Raw genomic sequence first — 15,907 nt, forward strand, 5'->3', positions numbered from 1 at the left:
CCGTGCCCGTGGTAGAGTGCGCTGCTCTCCTTGACTGTTCAGCCCAGCGAGGAGACACACGCCACATGCCACACTGTGGCCGTGCGCCGCGCATCGGCGGGGCGAGACGGGCACAGATTATTTGAGCGACGAGGTGCGTTATGAGCCTGGAAGCGCGTATCGCCAAACACGCCGCCGCGGTGCGATTCGAGGACTTGCCCAGGGAAGCAGTGGATGCGGCGAAGAAAGAAATACTGTGGGCGCTGGGCACCTCCGTCGCGGGCGCGGGCGCGACCGGCTCTGAGATGGTGCTGACAGTGGTGCGCGAGCTCAGCCGAGGTTGCACCGGCGACGCTACCATCATTGGGTACGAAGAGCGGGCGCCGGCGCTGCTGGCGGGCTTCGCCAACGGAGTGTTCGCCAAGGCCGTCGAATACGAGGACAAGCACTGGTTTGGCAACACGCACGCCTACGCCATCGGCGTCGCGGTGGTGCCCGCGGCCTTCGCTGTTGGCGAGCATCTGGGCGGTGTTGATGGCAAGGCGCTGGTCAATGCCGTGGCGGTGGCGACGGATGTTCAGGCGCGCCTCGTCAATGGGGCGCCCAATGCCATCAAAACGCCCTTCAACGCCACCTATATGTTCTCGCACTTCGGGGCGACTATCGCGGCGGCCAAGCTCCTTCGCTTGACGGAAGAGCAGATGATTGATGCCCTGGGTATCGCCTATACACAGGCGGCGGGCACCTTTCAGGCCCATCACGAAGGAACCCTGGCCGTCCGCATGCAGATGGGCTTCTGCGTTCGCAATGGCGTCTTCGCCGCGCTCATGGCGAGGGCCGGCATAGATGGCCCCCACCAGTTCCTGACCGGGCGCAGTGGCCTGTACCCAAGCTTCTATAAGGAGTGCGCTGAAGAAGCCATCGTGAAAGACCTGGGGGCTATGTTCTGGGGAACGAGGCTGGGCTTCAAGGGCTATCCCTGCTGCGCCGCCATGCACCAGGCCCTGGATGCGATGTTCCAGGTGAAGCAGGCCCATAAGATCAGGCCGGAGCAGGTCGTGGCCGTTGACGTCTACGGCTCCCCCAGCATGGCTATTACCTGTGCACCAATTGAGGAGAAGCGGCGCCCACGGAATCACGTGGAGCAGGAGTTCAGCCTGCCGTGGGCGGCGGCCTGCGCCCTGACAGACGACCGTCTCGACCTGAGCCACTTCCAGGACGCCGCTCTGAAGGACGCGGCGAAGATGGCCCTCGCGCGGAAAGTCACCGCACACACAGACCCGAAGGACGCCCAAGTCTATGCGGTTGTCACGCTGACCGATGGCCGGAAGCTCACGTCGGCGCGCATAGGCCCGCCAACGGGGCACCCCGATAAGCCGATTCCCCTTGCGGAGCTTATCAGACGCTACGACGACTGTGTGACATACAGCCCCCGGCCTCTGGCTCACGAGAAGACAAAGCGAGCAAGAGACCTGGTGCTGGCGCTTCCGGACGTTCCGGACGCAACGGAGGCGATAAAGCTGCTTGCCTGAGGATTGCCTGTCTGGACCGCCACGCGCGGGACAAACACCCGCCAATATGCACCAAAGTTGCCCCGTCACGTGCGAGGGAATATAATCGCACCGCGAAGTTCCAGCGCGTCCCCATAGGAGGCTGCCATGACCTCAGGCCAAACCTCAGCCAAGGTCCTCGAATTCACCGATGCCTGGGACTGGCTTGACCACGCCTATCAGAACGGATGGACCGATGGCCTGCCAGTCGCGCCACCCACGGAGGAGCGCGTCGGCGCAATGGTCGAACACGTAAAGCGCCGCCCGGACGAGCTGCTCGGCCTCATTCCGCCTATGCAGGGCAAGGCGACCCTCGAGAAGGTCGCCATCCAGGCCGTGATGGCGGGCTGCGCGCCCGAGCACTTCACGGTCGTCCTCGCCGCACTGGAGTGCATGCTCTGCGAGGAGGACAAGGAGCACTTCAACCTCAAGGGAGTGCAGGACACCACGAACCCCGTCACGCCGCTGGTCATTGTCAGCGGCCCGGCGGTCAAGCAGCTTGGCTTCCACTACAAAGAGAACGCCTTCGGCGGCGTCTCCCGCGCCAACGCCGCGGTGGGTCGGGCCGTGCGGCTTATCCTGTGGAACCTCGGCGGCGCCCGCCCCGGACAGACGGACATGACGCATCTGGGCCATCCCGGCAAGTACTCGTTCTGCATCGCCGAGAACCCGGACATGGAAGAGAACCCGTGGACGAAGCTGAACGTCGAGTGGGGCTACCCCGCCGACCAGAGCACCGTCACCGTCTTCGGCTGCGAGGCGCCGCGCAACGTCCTGACGCTCACCTCCGTGGGCCGCGAGGGCAACCCCGGCCCGGAGCGCGCTCTGCGCTTCATCGCCCGGAGCATGTCCACGCCCGGCTCCAACAACTTCCACTTCATGGGGCAGGTACTGGTCACCTTCGGCCCGCGCACCGTTGCGCAGTTGCACCAGGCGCGCTATACCAAAGAGACCGTCCGCCGCTTCCTGTTCGACCAGGCGCGCAACCGCCTCGGCGACCTTATCCGCGACGGCTTCTACAACCCCGCCGTGGGCAATGACACGTGGCGGGACTACGCCCCCTGGGTTGACCAGACGAACCCGCAGACGATGGTGCCCATCGTCGAGCGCGAGGCGAACATCCATATCACCGTCACCGGCGCGGCGAGCCTGCCCTGGAACTCCGTCTGCCACGGTTGGGGCAACTTCGGCGCGTACGCGGTGACTCGGCCCATCAAGTTCCCCAAGTAGTTGAAGGAGGCAAACCGTCATGATGAAGCTTCGAGTCCTCGACCCCACGGGTGAGGCGGCGCAGCCGGAGAGCAAGCTGGCGCCGCGCCCCACGGACCTCACCGGCAAGGTGCTGTGGTTTGTGGACGGCCGCGGCCATGTGGAGAACAGCGTGCCGGGAATGAACCGCATCTTCCGCGTCTGGAAGGAGCGACTCCAGAAGGAGTACAAGCTCGGCGACGTGCGCTACGTGCGGACGGACAACATCGCCTCGCCGTTCCGCCACGGCAAAGAGACGTTCGAGGAGATCGTCCGGACGGCAGACGTGGTCGTCAACGGCGTTGCGCTCTGAGGCGGCTGCACGTCGTGCAGTGTGCACGATGCAGTCCAGATGGAGCGGCGCGGCGTGCCGACCGTCACCCTCGCCCACGACGTCTTCGAGAGGGCCGCGCACGCCCAGGCGAAGGTCATGGGGGCGCCGGACCTGCCCATCGCAGTCGTCTCCCAGCTCATCTACAACCGTGGCACGGACGAAGAGGTGAAGAAGGCGGCGGACGCGCTATACCCGCTGGTGGTGAAGAGCCTGACCTCCGGCGTCGCGAAGCCTCTGCCGCAAAGGTAGGCCGCGCGGCGGGATCTGACCAAGCTGTACGAGGAGGTCTTCCGCGGCACGCCGCGCGCTTGACACGGCGCAGGCGCGGGATATAGTGACGGCGTAGGGAGTGGAACTCAGAGAAAGCGGCTCAAAGGAGTTCGGCCATGACCCTGAAAGAAGAAATTCACCGGCTGATTGACGTGCTGCCCGAGAAAGAGTTGCCGACAGTGCGTCGTTTCGTGCAGTACGTCCGGCTCCTCCATGAGGACCCCGTTTTCCGCGCGCTTCTGGAGGCGCCTCTGGACGACGAGCCGGAGACCCCGAAGGAAGCAGCCGCCGTACGCGCAGCGCGGCGCGCGTTGAAGCGCGGCGATGTCGTCGCGGACGCCGACCTCGCCCGCGAGCTGGGGCTGTGACTTGGCGCGTCATCTGGACAGGCCCGGCCGCTCACGATATGCGCCGGCTGGACCGCCAGATAGCGAAACGCATCCGCGACAGGGCCCTGCGCTTCGCCGAAACGGGACAGGGGGACATCAAACGGCTGCAAGGACATGAACAGGAGTGGCGCTTGCGCGTCGGAGACTGGCGCGTGAGGCTGACCTTCGACGTCCACGACGGAACAATGAACATCCTGCGGATTCACCATCGCAGCGAGGGATATCGGAAATAGAAAAGGAGCAGTCGTAATCGCAGGAATATGACGGCCGCTGGACGAAGGCGTCCCGCCGAACGAGGCGGTGGCGCGCGTGGTGCGGGAGACGGGCCTACGGCGTCGCGACGTGTACGCGCTGCGGATGCGGATGGGGAAGGGGCGCGGATAGGCGCGAGACTCCGCGGCGAAGGGCGGACGACGGATAGACCTTTGTATTCCAAAAGAAGCGGATATATGGATGATCTAGACCCCGTTCTTGTTGCCAAATTCCAAAAGATGCTTAAGATACTTGAATACCACCTATGGGCAGCAAATACGCATCTCAACATCTGGCAAGCGCTTATGTCGTCGCCTGGAAAGCTGCGCCTGTGTCACACCTATACCGGTTTCTTCTATTGGACTAGGGATGCACATATTGACCGTTTGGTGATAAAGATATGCGTTGCCACCGACGACCGCGATAAAGATCAGCCAAGCATACACAAGCTCTTGAGGCTCGCTAAACGCCATCCAAAACTGGCCGAAACCCTGGACACCTCTGCAATTGAGAGCAAGCTGACGCAAATCAGTACAGAACTAAAAGCGATCCTAGACGTAAGGGACCAACGCAGTGGCCATTGGGATATGAAGAAAGACCCGCCGCTGCCTAATGCAGAAGATATTAAGAAGGTGCTGGCCATTTTAGGTGAGATCTACAACGACATTTACAATGCGCATCACCCTCCACCGCCCAAGGTGGACTTTCCCTTTCCGCAAGGTTTTTCCATTCCGCAAGAAATGACACTATCCCCACGGCACTTAACCCCGTTGGATAAGGAAGGGACAACCCATACTGATTATGTCATGAATGTGCTTATTAAGGCTCACCCACACCTGAAGGAGACGAAAGGCGAGTAGTCCTTCCAACAAATGGGCTGACGCGCATTCCGTCATTCTGCGGTACAATAGACAAGCCACTCACGTTGCCGCACATTCTATCAATCTGGAGTTGAACAATGGACGAACTACGGAAAGCTCAGCCTCTCTACGGCGTACGCGTTTTAGACTTTGGACAGGCGTACGCTGCGCCGTGCGCCGCGCGCCTCCTCGCGGACATGGGCGCGGATGTGGTCAAGGTCGAGCCGCCCAGCGGCGACTTCTGCCGCCTCAGCGGTCGCGTGGAGGGCGACAGCGCCGTCTTCCTCGGTCTCAACCGGGGCAAGCGCAGCATATCGCTGGACCTCACCACCGATAAGGGCCGCGCGGTCGCCATAAAACTCGTGAAGAAGGCGGACGTGCTCGTCGAGAACTTCCGGGTCGGCGTGCTGGACAAGATGGGGCTGGGTTACGAGGCCACCAAGAAGCTGAACCCGCGCCTCATCTACTGCTCCATCTTCTCCTATGGAAGCACCGGCCCGTGGGTCCGCCGTCGCGGGGGCGACCCGTGGGCGCAGGCCGTCAGCGGCATCGTCGCCAGCATGGGTGTCAAAGGCCAGCCGCCGCAGATGATCGGGCACTCCGTCATCGACTTCTCCATCGGCGCCATGACGGCGTTCGCAATCATGAACGCGCTGTTTCAGCGTCAGGTTACGGGCAAGGGCACGCGCGTGAGCACCAACCTGATCCACGCGGCCCTCTTTCTGCAGGAAGGCGCGTTTCACGACTACACGGTGGACGACGTCCTGCACGTCAAGTGGGGACGCGGCCTTCGCGGCCTGTTCCCCTTCGGCCCGTATCCGGCCAAGGACGGAGACGTGCTGACCATCTACGGCCAGGACGACGTGGAGTGGGCGGACATCTGCTCCATCCTGGGCATCGAGCACCTCCTGGCGGACGAGCGGTACGACACGCTGGAGAAGCGCATCGAACGCAAGCCCGAGTTGTACCCAATTCTGGACGAGGCGTTCAGGAAGAAGACGCGCGAGGAGTGGAAGGACGCGTTCCGGGCGCGGAACTACCGGTGCGATCCGTGCCTCAACTACCAGGAACTGATGGAGACCGAGCAGTTCAAGGCGAACAATATGCTGCTCGACGTGGACCACCCCACGGAGGGCAAGCTGCGCCTGCTGGGCAACCCGGCTCAGGTAAGCGAGAACAGCGAGTGGCGCGGCGACACGCGGCACCCTCCGCTCATCGGTGAGCACTCGCGCGAGGTCATGAAGGAGGCCGGCTACACCTCTGCGCAGATCGAAGCGCTCATGTCGGAAGGTGTTGCCGTTGAACCGGAGCCCGCCTCCATCAAGATCAGAGGCCGCGACAAGTCCATGCGGTCGGCCACGCAAGTCTCCGACAAGAGCCGCATGCAAGCGCAAGCGCAGGCCAACCAGGACCAGCTACAGCGGAAGTAACGGCCGGGCGGGAAGCGGCTCTTGACTAACGCCGCTTCCCGCCGCTTGGTCCACCCGTCAGTTTCGCAACTACGGGTTTCGTCCTCGTATACGCCTCCCGCCAGACCACGGGCTGCCGCGCAAGGCTCTAGCTCTACTAGCTGAACCAGCAGCGGATAAGCGGAGTTCGGCGTTCATGGCGCATTTTACGATCGAAGCCTCACCCCTATGAAGCCCCTGTATTTAGGCAATTGGAGCCGCCTGTTTGCGCCTTTCGGTAGCTCAAATGGCTGCTGGCTGCTTCCCGTCAATTAATCAGGCTGCGTTCGGCGGATGATTGCCATCACCTCCTGTCTGGACTCCGAACCGCGTAGGCCCAGGCCTCAACCACTGGACAGAACGCCCTGACTAGCGGTATCCTGTCTGTCCAACCTGCTCGGTGGTGAAGGAGGGCACGTGGAGACACCCAAGGATATCGCCGCCAGGATCATCGCCAATGTCCAGAAGGTCATCATCGGCAAAGACCAGGAGGTGGAACTGGCCCTCATCGCCCTGCTGTGCCAGGGCCATGCCCTGATTGAGGACGTGCCGGGCGTCGGCAAGACGACGCTGGCCAAGAGCATCTCCCGGTCCATGGGATGCACCTTCAAGCGCATCCAGTTCACGCCGGACCTTCTCCCCAGTGATATCACCGGAGTCTCCGTTTACAATCAGAAGACGGGGACATTTGAGTTCCGAGCGGGGCCGGTCTTCGCTCAGATCGTGCTGGCCGACGAGATCAACCGGGGCACGCCCAAGACCCAGTCTGCCCTGCTGGAGGCGATGGAGGAGCGGCAGGTCACGGTGGACGGCCTGACCCACAAGATGCCCCGCCCGTTCCTGGTGCTCGCCACGCAGAACCCCATCGAGTATGAAGGGACGTTCCCATTGCCCGAGGCCCAGCTCGACCGGTTTCTGCTCCGCATCACCCTTGGCTACCCTTCGGCGGCCGACGAGGTCACCATCGTCCAAAAGCAGCAGATTACACATCCCATTGATGCGCTGGACCAGGTGGCATCCCCGGAGGAACTCGTGGAGCTGCAGGATGCGATCAAAAAAGTCTACCTGGACCCCATCCTGATCCAGTACATAGTCAGTCTGGTGGATGCCACGCGATCCCATTCGTCGGTGTACTTGGGAGCATCGCCGCGCGGCTCTCTGTCCCTATCGAAAGCAGCCCAGGCGCACGCTCTGCTGCGGGGCAGGGCGTTTGTGCTGCCGGACGACATCAAGGGCCTGGCGAGCCCCGTGCTGGCCCACAGGATTATCATTGGCGCGGCGGCCCGGATGAAAGAGGTGACCGTGAAGCAGGTGGTGGCTGAAGTGCTCAACAACGTTCCGGTCCCGGGCGCCCGGGTCCAGCGCTAGAAGCCCATCACAGAGAGAGATCCCATGCGAGGAAGCAAGGCGGCCCTCATCATTCTAGCCTCCACGATGGTCTTCGCGCTGGCCACGGGGTTTCCCCTGCTCACTCGCTTCATCTACGTCCTGATCCTGGGCATGGGACTCACGTTTCTCTGGACATGGTTGAGCCTGCGCGGGCTGCATGTAACGGTTGACCGCCGCACCTCCCGCACCCAGGTAGGCCGACAGGCGGATGAGACTATCACCATCCGCAGCGACAGTGTCCTGGGGAAGCCCTGGCTGGATGTCCAGGAAGCGACCACCATGCAAGGGCAGCGCACAGGCGCCGTTGTTTCTCTGGGGCCGAAGAGCGAACACACCTGGGACCTGCAACTGGAGTGCCTGCGTCGGGGTGTGTTCACCGTGGGGCCGGTGCGCGTGGCCACAGGCGACCCGTTTGGCCTTTTCCGGCTGGAGCGCTCGATGGGTGGCACGCATACGCTCATAGTGTACCCGGCCACGGTTGACCTCCCCAATCTGACCCTGCCCCCCGCGGACCTGCCCGGCACTGCCGCGTTCTACCGTCGCAGCCTGCATGTCACCCCCAATGCTTACGGCGTCCGCGAGTACGTGGCCGGCGACAGCTACAACCGCATTCACTGGCCTACGACGGCGCGTGTGGGGCGGCTCATGGTGAAAGAGTTCGAGATGGAGCCCACCAGCGATGTCTGGATTGTGGTGGACGGCCAATCCGCGGTCCAGGCAGGGACATGGCCGGACAGCACGGAGGAATACGCTTGCACCGCGGCTGCGTCAGTCGCGCGCAAATACCTTGAGAATAACTACACTGTCGGCCTGCTGGCGCACGGGGCGGAGGCGCACATCTTGCCCGCCGACCGGGGCGACCCCCAGTTCACGCGTATCCTGGAGGCCCTGGCGCTGTTCCAGGCCCGCGGCTCCGTGGGCCTGGGAGATATTCTCGCCGCCCGCGGAGAGCGCTTTGGCCGCCACACGACGGTGGTGCTGATCACCGCCGCAGCCGACCACGACTGGCTTGCAGCGGTGCGCTTCCTCGTTCGCCGCAAGGTCAAGGCAGCGGCTATTTTGCTGGACGCATCCACCTTTGGCGCCCGAGGGAGCGTGCAGCCCGTTGTGAGCGGGCTGGCGGCGCTGGGCGTCCCCGCATGCACCGTAAAGAGAGGGGAGCCTCTTTCCACCGCCCTTCGGCTGGAGATGACGACGGGGACGAGGCCCATCGCCCGAGAGCAGTACGTGCCCAGGCGGGAGGCGCGCCCATGACCATGGGGGCCATCTGGACCCGCGGCGTCCGTCCGCCCGCCGAGGCGCCGGCGCCGGTGCGTGGCCTCAAACGCCTTCTCTCCTGGGAGGGCTGGCTTACCTTGGGCCTTGAGGCGATCGTATTGCTCAGCACCGTGTGGTCGGTGGAACAGGCCCAGTGGGTGCCCGTGCTGCCTTCCCTCAGTCTCATCGCCGTGCTGGGCATGGCCGCCGCCGCGGGGATTGAGCGCGCGCGCTGGCATACCGCCCTGGGGATGCTGGCGGGTCTGGCGCTTATTGGCATCCCGGTCGTGCTCTGGCAGAGCGCAGCCGCTCTCCCGAGCACCGCATGGGATGCCCGTTTTGGCGAGTTGCTCACGCGTATGGCCAAGTGGTGGGAGCTGGCCCGCACGGGTGGCATCAGCATAGACCCCCTGCCGTTCGCCGTGGCGCTGGCCTTTCTGGTCTGGGCCTTAAGCTTCACATCCACCTGGTTCCTGCAGCGCCGCCTGAACATGTGGTGGGGCATCCTGCCCGCGGGGTTCTGCCTGCTCACCAACCTCAGCTATCTGCCAGAGAGCTACTACGGCTACTTCTGGACATACCTCCCCGCCGCCATGCTCATCATGATGCGGACCAATGTGCTGCGGCTGCAGAAGGGCTGGCGGGAGAATGGCACCCGCGTCCCGCGAGGCCTGGGCATCACCTTCCTGATGCACGCCGGATGGTTCTCTCTCCTGGTCGTCGGCATCGCATGGGTGCTGCCCCTGCAAACGGCCACGGTCGTGCCGCTCCGCGCCGCATGGGAGGCGGTGCGCGCCCCCTGGGCTGACATGGAGACCGAGGTTGGCCGGCTCTTTTCCTCCCTCCCCGCGCGAAAGGCAGTCCCCCTGCACGCCTTCGGCCGCGCCATGCCTTTCCGTGGCGCTATCAACCTGGGAAACGAGGTGGCCTTGCTGGCCCAGGCGGACCACGCGGGTTACTGGCGCGCCAGGGTCTATGAGGTGTACTCCGCCGAGGGCTGGCTGATAGGAGACAGGAATGCCTCGGACCTTTCCGCGGCCTCGCTCAACTCCCGCGAGGCCAGGGGGGCTGTCTACCGGGCGCGCAAAACAGTCACCCAGCGGGTGGAGGTCAACTTCTCCACCGATACGCTCTTCGCCCAGGGCCAACCTCTGGAGGCCAACATCCCCGCCCTGATGGAGACTGCCCCGGCAGGGGTCTACGGCATATCGCTGACCGACGGCGCTGGCGCTCAAAACCTTCCCTTTGACCTTCGGAGGCTATCGGGCAATTTGCGCCAGGCCCTTCAGGCCCAGGGGTCCCTCAGCCGGGACGAAGTCCTGCGACTTCTGCCCTCCGGTGTGCGGCTCAAGGATGTGCAGGAAAGCGGCGGCCATGTTGTGGCGGTCCAGATCACGCGTGAAGCCGAAACATCGGACGTGCTGGGCCTCCGCAGCCCCAGCCGGTCCCTGGGCCCGCGCGGCTACCAAATGGTGTCGTCCGTCTCTGTGGCGTCCGCGAGGGAGCTGCGCGCATCCGGCGTTTCCTTCCCACGATGGGTGACCGATCGCTATCTGCAGTTGCCGTCCGGCATCCCGGACCGGGTGCGCCGCCTGGCGCAGGAGGTCGGTCGGGACGCGCCCACGCCTTACGACAAGGCGGTCGCCATCGAGGCGTACCTGCGGCGAATCCCCAACGCCACCGATATTGAGGCGCCGCCACCGGGCGCGGACGGCGTGGACCACTTCCTGTTCTCTGTACGCCGCGGCTATAGCGATTACTACGCGTCAGCCATGGTGGTTATGTTGCGCTCAGCCGGCGTCCCCGCGCGATTGGCGGTGGGCTACGCCACGGGACAATGGGACGACCAGACCAAGGTCTATGTAGTCAGGGAGCGCCATGCACACGCCTGGCCGGAGGTTTTCTTCAACGGATACGGATGGGTGGAATTCGAACCCACAGCCGGGCACGAAGCCTTTGCCCGCGGAGACCAGTCGGAGGAGGCGTCAGCCTCCAGCAACGACACGACGGGCGATGAGTACCCGGCGTTCGACGATGACCTCTTAAGCGAGATGGATGGAGCCGACCTGAGCGACTTTCGCGATGACGCAGGCCCGTGGGCAGCAGTGGCCCGCGTGACCAGCGTTACGTTCTTCGTCGGCCTGCTGGCTCTGGCCGCGATGTGGCTGGTGTGGATGCTGAGCTTCCGCGGCCTGCGTCCCGCCATGGCCGCGTATGAGAAGATGGCGCGTCTTGCGGGCCTCTCCGGTCTTGCGCCAAAGGTCCACGAGACTCCTTCCGAGTACGCGGGGACGCTGACACAGGTCTTGCCGTCTCAGAAGGACGCCATCCAAACGATCACTCACGGCTTCGAGCGGAGCCAGTACGGCAAGCAGTCTCTGAGCCCTCAGGACGAGGAGGAGATTAGTTCCGCCTGGCGCACAATCCGGTCCCGGCTGCTGCGGCGCGTACTCCGCCGCCTGTAAGACACGGAGTCCCTGTTCCTCTGGGAGGCACTGGTGAATACAAAGAGGCCGCCACCGACATCGGTGCGGCCTCTTCATTTCCGGCTAGGCGCCTTCCGCAGGAGAGCAGCGGCGCTCAGCCCCGGACGGAGTCTGTGGGCGTGGCGCTGGTTACTCGCCGTCTTCGGCAATGCGGAGCGCGCCTAACTCAGCCAGAAGGGCCATCGCCTTTGGCTCGTACTCGTTCAGCGCCATCACGCGGCACGGTATCGGCGTCACGCCCAGGAAGCCGAAGGTGTCCTCGGCGCGCACCTGCGCGGGGACACCCTCCTGCCGCAGCAGGTCCACCCACATCTCGGCGGTAATCTGGTCCGGGGCGGTCGCCACGTACACCCACTTCATGCCTGGTGTCCTGTCCCTGAAATACACCTATGAATTGTCATTGCGAGGACTCCGGCAAGCCGGAGGGCGAAGCAATCTGGAGGAGGGGTGTACCCCGCAACCAGATTGACACGCCCCGATTTCATCGGGGCTCGCAATGACATTGGCAACGAACTTCGGAGACGCCCCACTAGCCGCCGTGTCCGTTCCGCCGTCCGCTACGCTCCAACGCGGCCTTCGCCGCATCCTCCTGGCCCTTTCGCACCACGACCTGAAAAGACGCGCTCCAGCCCGCATCCCACGGGCCCGATTGAGATGGGCTAAGCATCGCCTCAACCCCCGCCGAACGCAGCGCCCGCACGATTGCCTCCGCCGCCTGCAGGTCGGGCGCGGTCGCTACGGACACCCATTCATCCGGCACAGTCAGCCTCCTGGGTCACGTTGCACACGGCCATCAAGGAATCACGGACGGTGCGGCAGGTCCGCTGTCCACCGTGACTCCCCCCTCGCCGAGCATGCGCGCCAGTTCCAACCGCAGATCGTCGCACAGTCCAGTCGTGAGACCCGGCAAGTCCAGTTGCTGTGTCTCCGAGCCAAGCTGCCGCACCACGATGCGCACACAATCGCGGCCTGGGAACCGCCGCAGAATTGCGACCAGGCTCTGTAGAAACGCAATGTCCTTCGCTGAGTCCTCTGTCTCCGCTACGGCAATCGTGATGGAGCGGGACGCGTCGGGCGCGGGCCGAGACAACTCGTCCAGTTGTTCGGACGGCGCGAGCACAGGCTCACTGAGGGCCTCCTGGACCCCTTCCCCGGAGTTTTCCGCTTCAAAAGGGCGAACGTCGTCACAGGACAGCGAGACTCGGTCGGCCCGCACGCGCACCCGGCCCCGCACCATCAAGACAGATCCCTCGCGCCAAAGCTCCATAGTCCGCTGGTAAACGTCCGGCCAGACAGCCACCTCGACGCCGCCCGTTGTGTCCTCCAACTGCGCAATGACAAAGGCGCGCCCATCTTTTGTGAGAAGGGAGCGCATGCTTCGGACAAAGCCCGCCGTCTGAATCACCTCGCCGTGCAGCCCCGGCGTGCTCTCCACCAACTCCGGTGTTATCTCCGCGGGCAAGTAGTCCACCTGCCCGCGCAGGGCCGCCTGCGCCCGGCTAAACGGGTGCTCGGAGAGGTAGCCGCCGACAAGCTCACGCTCCCATTCCAGTTTCTCGGTCGGCGAGACGTCGCCACCGGACAGTTCGATGCCTGGTAACGGAGTGGACACGGCAACGCCGAACATGTCAAACATAGTCGCCTGGCCCGTCTCGCGAAGCTTTGCCTCCCGCTGGGCCTGGCCCGTGATCTTCTCCACCACCGCCAGCAGCCCGCCGCGCGGGCCGAGCGTGTCCAGAGCGCCTACCTTGATAAGGCTCTCCATCGCCCGTCTGTTCGTGTTCCGCAGGTCCGCGCGGCGTATAAAATCGGAAAGGTCTTTGTACGCACCGCCCTTTTCGCGCGGGGCTATAATGCCCTGCACCGCGGATGCGCCAACATTCTTGATGGCCCCCAGGCCGCAACGAATGCCGCGACCGGCCCCGGGCGATACCTCTATGGCGAACTCAACGCCGCCGTGGTTCACGTCGGGCGGCAGCACGGGAATGCCCAGGTGCCAGCACTCGGCGAGCATCGTCGCAACCTTTTCTTCCTTGCCTATGAAGGCGTTCAGGGCGGCGGTCATATACTCCTCGGGATAGTTCGCCTTGAGATACGCCGTCCAGTAGGAGATGAGGGCATAGCTGACGCTGTGCGCCTTGTTGAAGGCATAACCCGCGAATGGCAGAATGAGGTTGAAGACGGCGACAGCGGTCCCCTCGTCATACCCGTTCCCGACGGCGCCCGCGATGAACTTCTCCCGCTCCTTCTCCATGACCGCGGGGATCTTCTTGCCCATCGCCTTGCGGAAGATGTCCGCCGCGCCCAGCGTGTATCCCGCGAACTTGCGCGCTATGTGCAATACCTGGTCCTGATAGGTGATAACGCCGTACGTTTCGTTCAGTATCTCCGACAGCGCCGGATGAGGATGACGGATAGGCTCCTCTCCGTGTTTGGCCTTGATGAACGTTTTAATGTGCTCCATAGGGCCTGGCCGGTAGAGCGCGATCATGGCGGACAGATCCCGGACCGACCCTGGACGAAGCTGCTTGATATACTGCCGCATGCCGGGGCTTTCAAGTTGGAAGATGCTGGTTGTCTCTCCGGAGGAAAGGAGGTCAAAGGTCTTCCTGTCGTCAAGTGGAATCTGGAGAAGGTCAATCTCACCGCCCCGCGACCTGGACACCAGGTCCCGCGCCTTTTGCAGAATGGTGAGGTTGATTAGACCAAGGAAGTCCATTTTCAGCAGGCCCATCTCGGCAATCGTCTCCATGGAGAACTGGGTGACCACGACTCCGCCGCCGCTCTCCTCGGCCTTCTCCACCTTGGTGGGCCGCTGCAACGGCACATAGTTGCTAAGCGGCTCGTCGGAGATGACAACACCCGCCGCGTGGGTGCTCGCGTTCCGGGCTATGCCCTCAAGCTGCCTGGCCGTGTCAATCAGCTTCCGCAGGATATCGTCCGCCTCGGAGACGGCGCGCAACTCCTGGCTCGCCTTCATGGCTTCATCCATGGTCTTGGCGTCGAACGGCACCAGGCGGGCGACCCGGTCCACGTCCCCGTACGCCATGCCGAGGGCGCGGCCCACGTCCCGGATGGCGGCCTTGGGCCCCAACGTGCCAAAGGTGATGATCTGGGCGACGCGGTCGGCGCCGTACTTCTGCACGACGTAGCTGATGACCTCGTCGCGCCGATCATCTTGGAAGTCCATGTCAATATCAGGCATCTCCTTGCGCTCCAGGTTAAGGAAGCGCTCGAAGACGAGATTGTAGTCCAGGGGGTCCACGCTGGTCACGCCCAGGCAGTAGAGCACAAGGCTGGCGGCGGCGCTTCCCCGAACGCCGAAGAGGATGCGCCGCTCCCGCGCGAACCGGGTGTAGTCCCACACCACCAGGAAGTAGTTCGCGAAACGCGTCTTCCTGACGACGTCCAACTCGTACTCAAGACGTCGCCGTATTTCGTCGGTCACGTGGGGAAAGCGACGGTCCAGGCCTTGCCAGCACAGCTCGGCCAGGTACTCGTCCGCGGGCTTGCCGCCGGGCGTTGGAAACTGGGGCAGGTGCAGCTTGCCGAACGTCAGCGAGACGTCGCACATGTCAGCTATGCGCTGCGTGTTGACGACGGCCTCCGGCAGGTGCGCGAAGGCGTCCGCCATCTCCCGCGGGCTGCGCAGATAGAAGGAGTCGTCGGACATCTTCATCCGCTTCTCCTCTTGCACGGTGGCGTTGGTCTGAATGCAGAGGAGCACGTCCTGGATGCCCGAGTCCGCGCGGTTAGTGTAATGGACATCGTTCGTAGCCACCAGAGGCAGGCCGATCTCCTGATGGAGGCGCAGCAGCTCCTTGTTCACCTGGACCAGCTCGGGGATGTTGTGGTCCTGCAGCTCCAGGTAGAAGTCGCCGAAGACCTCCTTATACCAGAGGGCCGTTTGCCTTGCCTCATCGTGACGGTTTTCCAGGATGAGACGCGGCACCTCGCCGTTCAGGCAGCCGGACAGGACGATAAGGCCCTCATGGTGCTGCTCCAACAACTCGTGGTCCATGCGCGGCTTGTAGTAGAAGCCCTCCAGATGGGATTTGGTGGAGAGCTGGATGAGGTTCTTGTAGCCCGTGGCGTTCTTGGCTAGCAGCAGGATGTGGTAGGAGTTCTTGTCGGCGGCGCCGCGGCTGAAGCGGCTTCCGACGGCCACGTATCCCTCAATGCCGAGGATGGGCTTCACGCCCTCCCTCTTCGCCTCTCGATAGAAATCGATAACGCCGTAGAGGGCGCCGTGGTCGGTAATGGCCATGGAGTCCATCCCCATCGCCTTGGCCTGCTGGATGAGGTTGGGAATGCGACAGAGGCCGTCCAGAAGGCTCAGCTCGGTGTGGAGGTGGAGATGGGTGAACTGAGCGGCGGCCATGCAGCCTCCCAACGGGCAAAGTTCACGCCATTATAGCCCGGCGGACGGCTGAGGCACCAAGAAG

At 63.7% G+C, this 15,907-nt stretch carries 14 protein-coding genes; 11 read left to right on the forward strand and 3 right to left on the reverse strand.

Going from position 1 to position 15,907, the window contains the following annotated elements; all coding sequences use genetic code 11:
• Window positions 1-140 precede the first annotated feature (140 nt).
• The 11 genes from Q7T26_03865 to Q7T26_03915 all read left to right on the forward strand — a co-directional run bounded on the left by Q7T26_03865 (window position 141) and on the right by Q7T26_03915 (window position 11,441).
• Window positions 141-1,511, forward strand: coding sequence for an MmgE/PrpD family protein (locus Q7T26_03865; GenBank protein ID MDO8531294.1), 1,371 nt, complete (start codon window positions 141-143; stop codon window positions 1,509-1,511).
• Between the two features lie 126 nt (window positions 1,512-1,637).
• Entirely contained in the window at window positions 1,638-2,759 is a 1,122-nt protein-coding gene (locus Q7T26_03870) for a hypothetical protein (GenBank protein MDO8531295.1), read from the forward strand.
• 19 nt (window positions 2,760-2,778) lie between these two features.
• Complete coding sequence (locus Q7T26_03875; protein MDO8531296.1) at window positions 2,779-3,090, forward strand: hypothetical protein; 312 nt, start codon at window positions 2,779-2,781, stop codon at window positions 3,088-3,090.
• A gap of 21 nt (window positions 3,091-3,111) precedes the next feature.
• Window positions 3,112-3,360, forward strand: a complete 249-nt coding sequence (locus Q7T26_03880) for a hypothetical protein (protein MDO8531297.1) — start codon at window positions 3,112-3,114, stop codon at window positions 3,358-3,360.
• Window positions 3,361-3,497: 137 nt separating this feature from the next.
• Window positions 3,498-3,749: a hypothetical protein gene (locus Q7T26_03885; GenBank protein ID MDO8531298.1), complete on the forward strand. Its 252-nt coding sequence runs from the start codon at window positions 3,498-3,500 to the stop codon at window positions 3,747-3,749.
• Window positions 3,746-4,003 (forward strand): type II toxin-antitoxin system RelE/ParE family toxin, encoded by a 258-nt coding sequence (locus Q7T26_03890; protein ID MDO8531299.1) that lies wholly within the window; start codon window positions 3,746-3,748, stop codon window positions 4,001-4,003. The genes Q7T26_03885 and Q7T26_03890 overlap by 4 nt, the downstream gene beginning before the upstream one ends.
• A 216-nt stretch (window positions 4,004-4,219) precedes the next feature.
• Window positions 4,220-4,882, forward strand: coding sequence for a hypothetical protein (locus tag Q7T26_03895; GenBank protein MDO8531300.1), 663 nt, complete (start codon window positions 4,220-4,222; stop codon window positions 4,880-4,882).
• Between the two features lie 98 nt (window positions 4,883-4,980).
• Window positions 4,981-6,312, forward strand: a complete 1,332-nt coding sequence (locus tag Q7T26_03900) for a CoA transferase (GenBank protein MDO8531301.1) — start codon at window positions 4,981-4,983, stop codon at window positions 6,310-6,312.
• Between the two features lie 435 nt (window positions 6,313-6,747).
• Window positions 6,748-7,698: a MoxR family ATPase gene (locus Q7T26_03905; protein MDO8531302.1), complete on the forward strand. Its 951-nt coding sequence runs from the start codon at window positions 6,748-6,750 to the stop codon at window positions 7,696-7,698.
• Between the two features lie 24 nt (window positions 7,699-7,722).
• Window positions 7,723-8,973, forward strand: a complete 1,251-nt coding sequence (locus Q7T26_03910) for a DUF58 domain-containing protein (GenBank protein ID MDO8531303.1) — start codon at window positions 7,723-7,725, stop codon at window positions 8,971-8,973.
• Entirely contained in the window at window positions 8,970-11,441 is a 2,472-nt protein-coding gene (locus Q7T26_03915; protein MDO8531304.1) for a transglutaminase domain-containing protein, read from the forward strand. The genes Q7T26_03910 and Q7T26_03915 overlap by 4 nt, the downstream gene beginning before the upstream one ends.
• A gap of 150 nt (window positions 11,442-11,591) precedes the next feature.
• Here the strand turns inward: Q7T26_03915 and Q7T26_03920 are convergent, their stop codons facing one another.
• From Q7T26_03920 to Q7T26_03930, 3 genes are all read right to left on the reverse strand, one after another.
• Entirely contained in the window at window positions 11,592-11,822 is a 231-nt protein-coding gene (locus Q7T26_03920; protein ID MDO8531305.1) for a DUF2007 domain-containing protein, read from the reverse strand.
• A 169-nt stretch (window positions 11,823-11,991) separates the two neighbouring features.
• A complete protein-coding gene (locus tag Q7T26_03925; protein MDO8531306.1) occupies window positions 11,992-12,222 on the reverse strand; it encodes a hypothetical protein in 231 nt (76 codons plus the stop codon).
• 33 nt (window positions 12,223-12,255) lie between these two features.
• Complete coding sequence (locus tag Q7T26_03930) at window positions 12,256-15,843, reverse strand: DNA polymerase III subunit alpha (GenBank protein ID MDO8531307.1); 3,588 nt, start codon at window positions 15,841-15,843, stop codon at window positions 12,256-12,258.
• Window positions 15,844-15,907 lie beyond the last annotated feature (64 nt).

This window comes from Dehalococcoidia bacterium, assembly GCA_030648205.1.
Taxonomy (GTDB): domain Bacteria; phylum Chloroflexota; class Dehalococcoidia; order JAUSIH01; family JAUSIH01; genus JAUSIH01.

What these genes read in the sequence shown, in the direction of transcription:
- Q7T26_03865 (MDO8531294.1), top strand. Translation starts at nt 141, where the DNA reads ATGAGCCTGGAAGCGCGTATCGCCAAACACGCCGCCGCGGTGCGATTC.
- Q7T26_03870 (MDO8531295.1), top strand. Translation starts at nt 1,638, where the DNA reads ATGACCTCAGGCCAAACCTCAGCCAAGGTCCTCGAATTCACCGATGCC.
- Q7T26_03875 (MDO8531296.1), top strand. Translation starts at nt 2,779, where the DNA reads ATGATGAAGCTTCGAGTCCTCGACCCCACGGGTGAGGCGGCGCAGCCG.
- Q7T26_03885 (MDO8531298.1), top strand. Translation starts at nt 3,498, where the DNA reads ATGACCCTGAAAGAAGAAATTCACCGGCTGATTGACGTGCTGCCCGAG.
- Q7T26_03895 (MDO8531300.1), top strand. Translation starts at nt 4,220, where the DNA reads ATGGATGATCTAGACCCCGTTCTTGTTGCCAAATTCCAAAAGATGCTT.
- Q7T26_03900 (MDO8531301.1), top strand. Translation starts at nt 4,981, where the DNA reads ATGGACGAACTACGGAAAGCTCAGCCTCTCTACGGCGTACGCGTTTTA.
- Q7T26_03910 (MDO8531303.1), top strand. Translation starts at nt 7,723, where the DNA reads ATGCGAGGAAGCAAGGCGGCCCTCATCATTCTAGCCTCCACGATGGTC.
- Q7T26_03915 (MDO8531304.1), top strand. Translation starts at nt 8,970, where the DNA reads ATGACCATGGGGGCCATCTGGACCCGCGGCGTCCGTCCGCCCGCCGAG.
- Q7T26_03920 (MDO8531305.1), bottom strand. Translation starts at nt 11,822, where the DNA reads ATGAAGTGGGTGTACGTGGCGACCGCCCCGGACCAGATTACCGCCGAG.
- Q7T26_03930 (MDO8531307.1), bottom strand. Translation starts at nt 15,843, where the DNA reads ATGGCCGCCGCTCAGTTCACCCATCTCCACCTCCACACCGAGCTGAGC.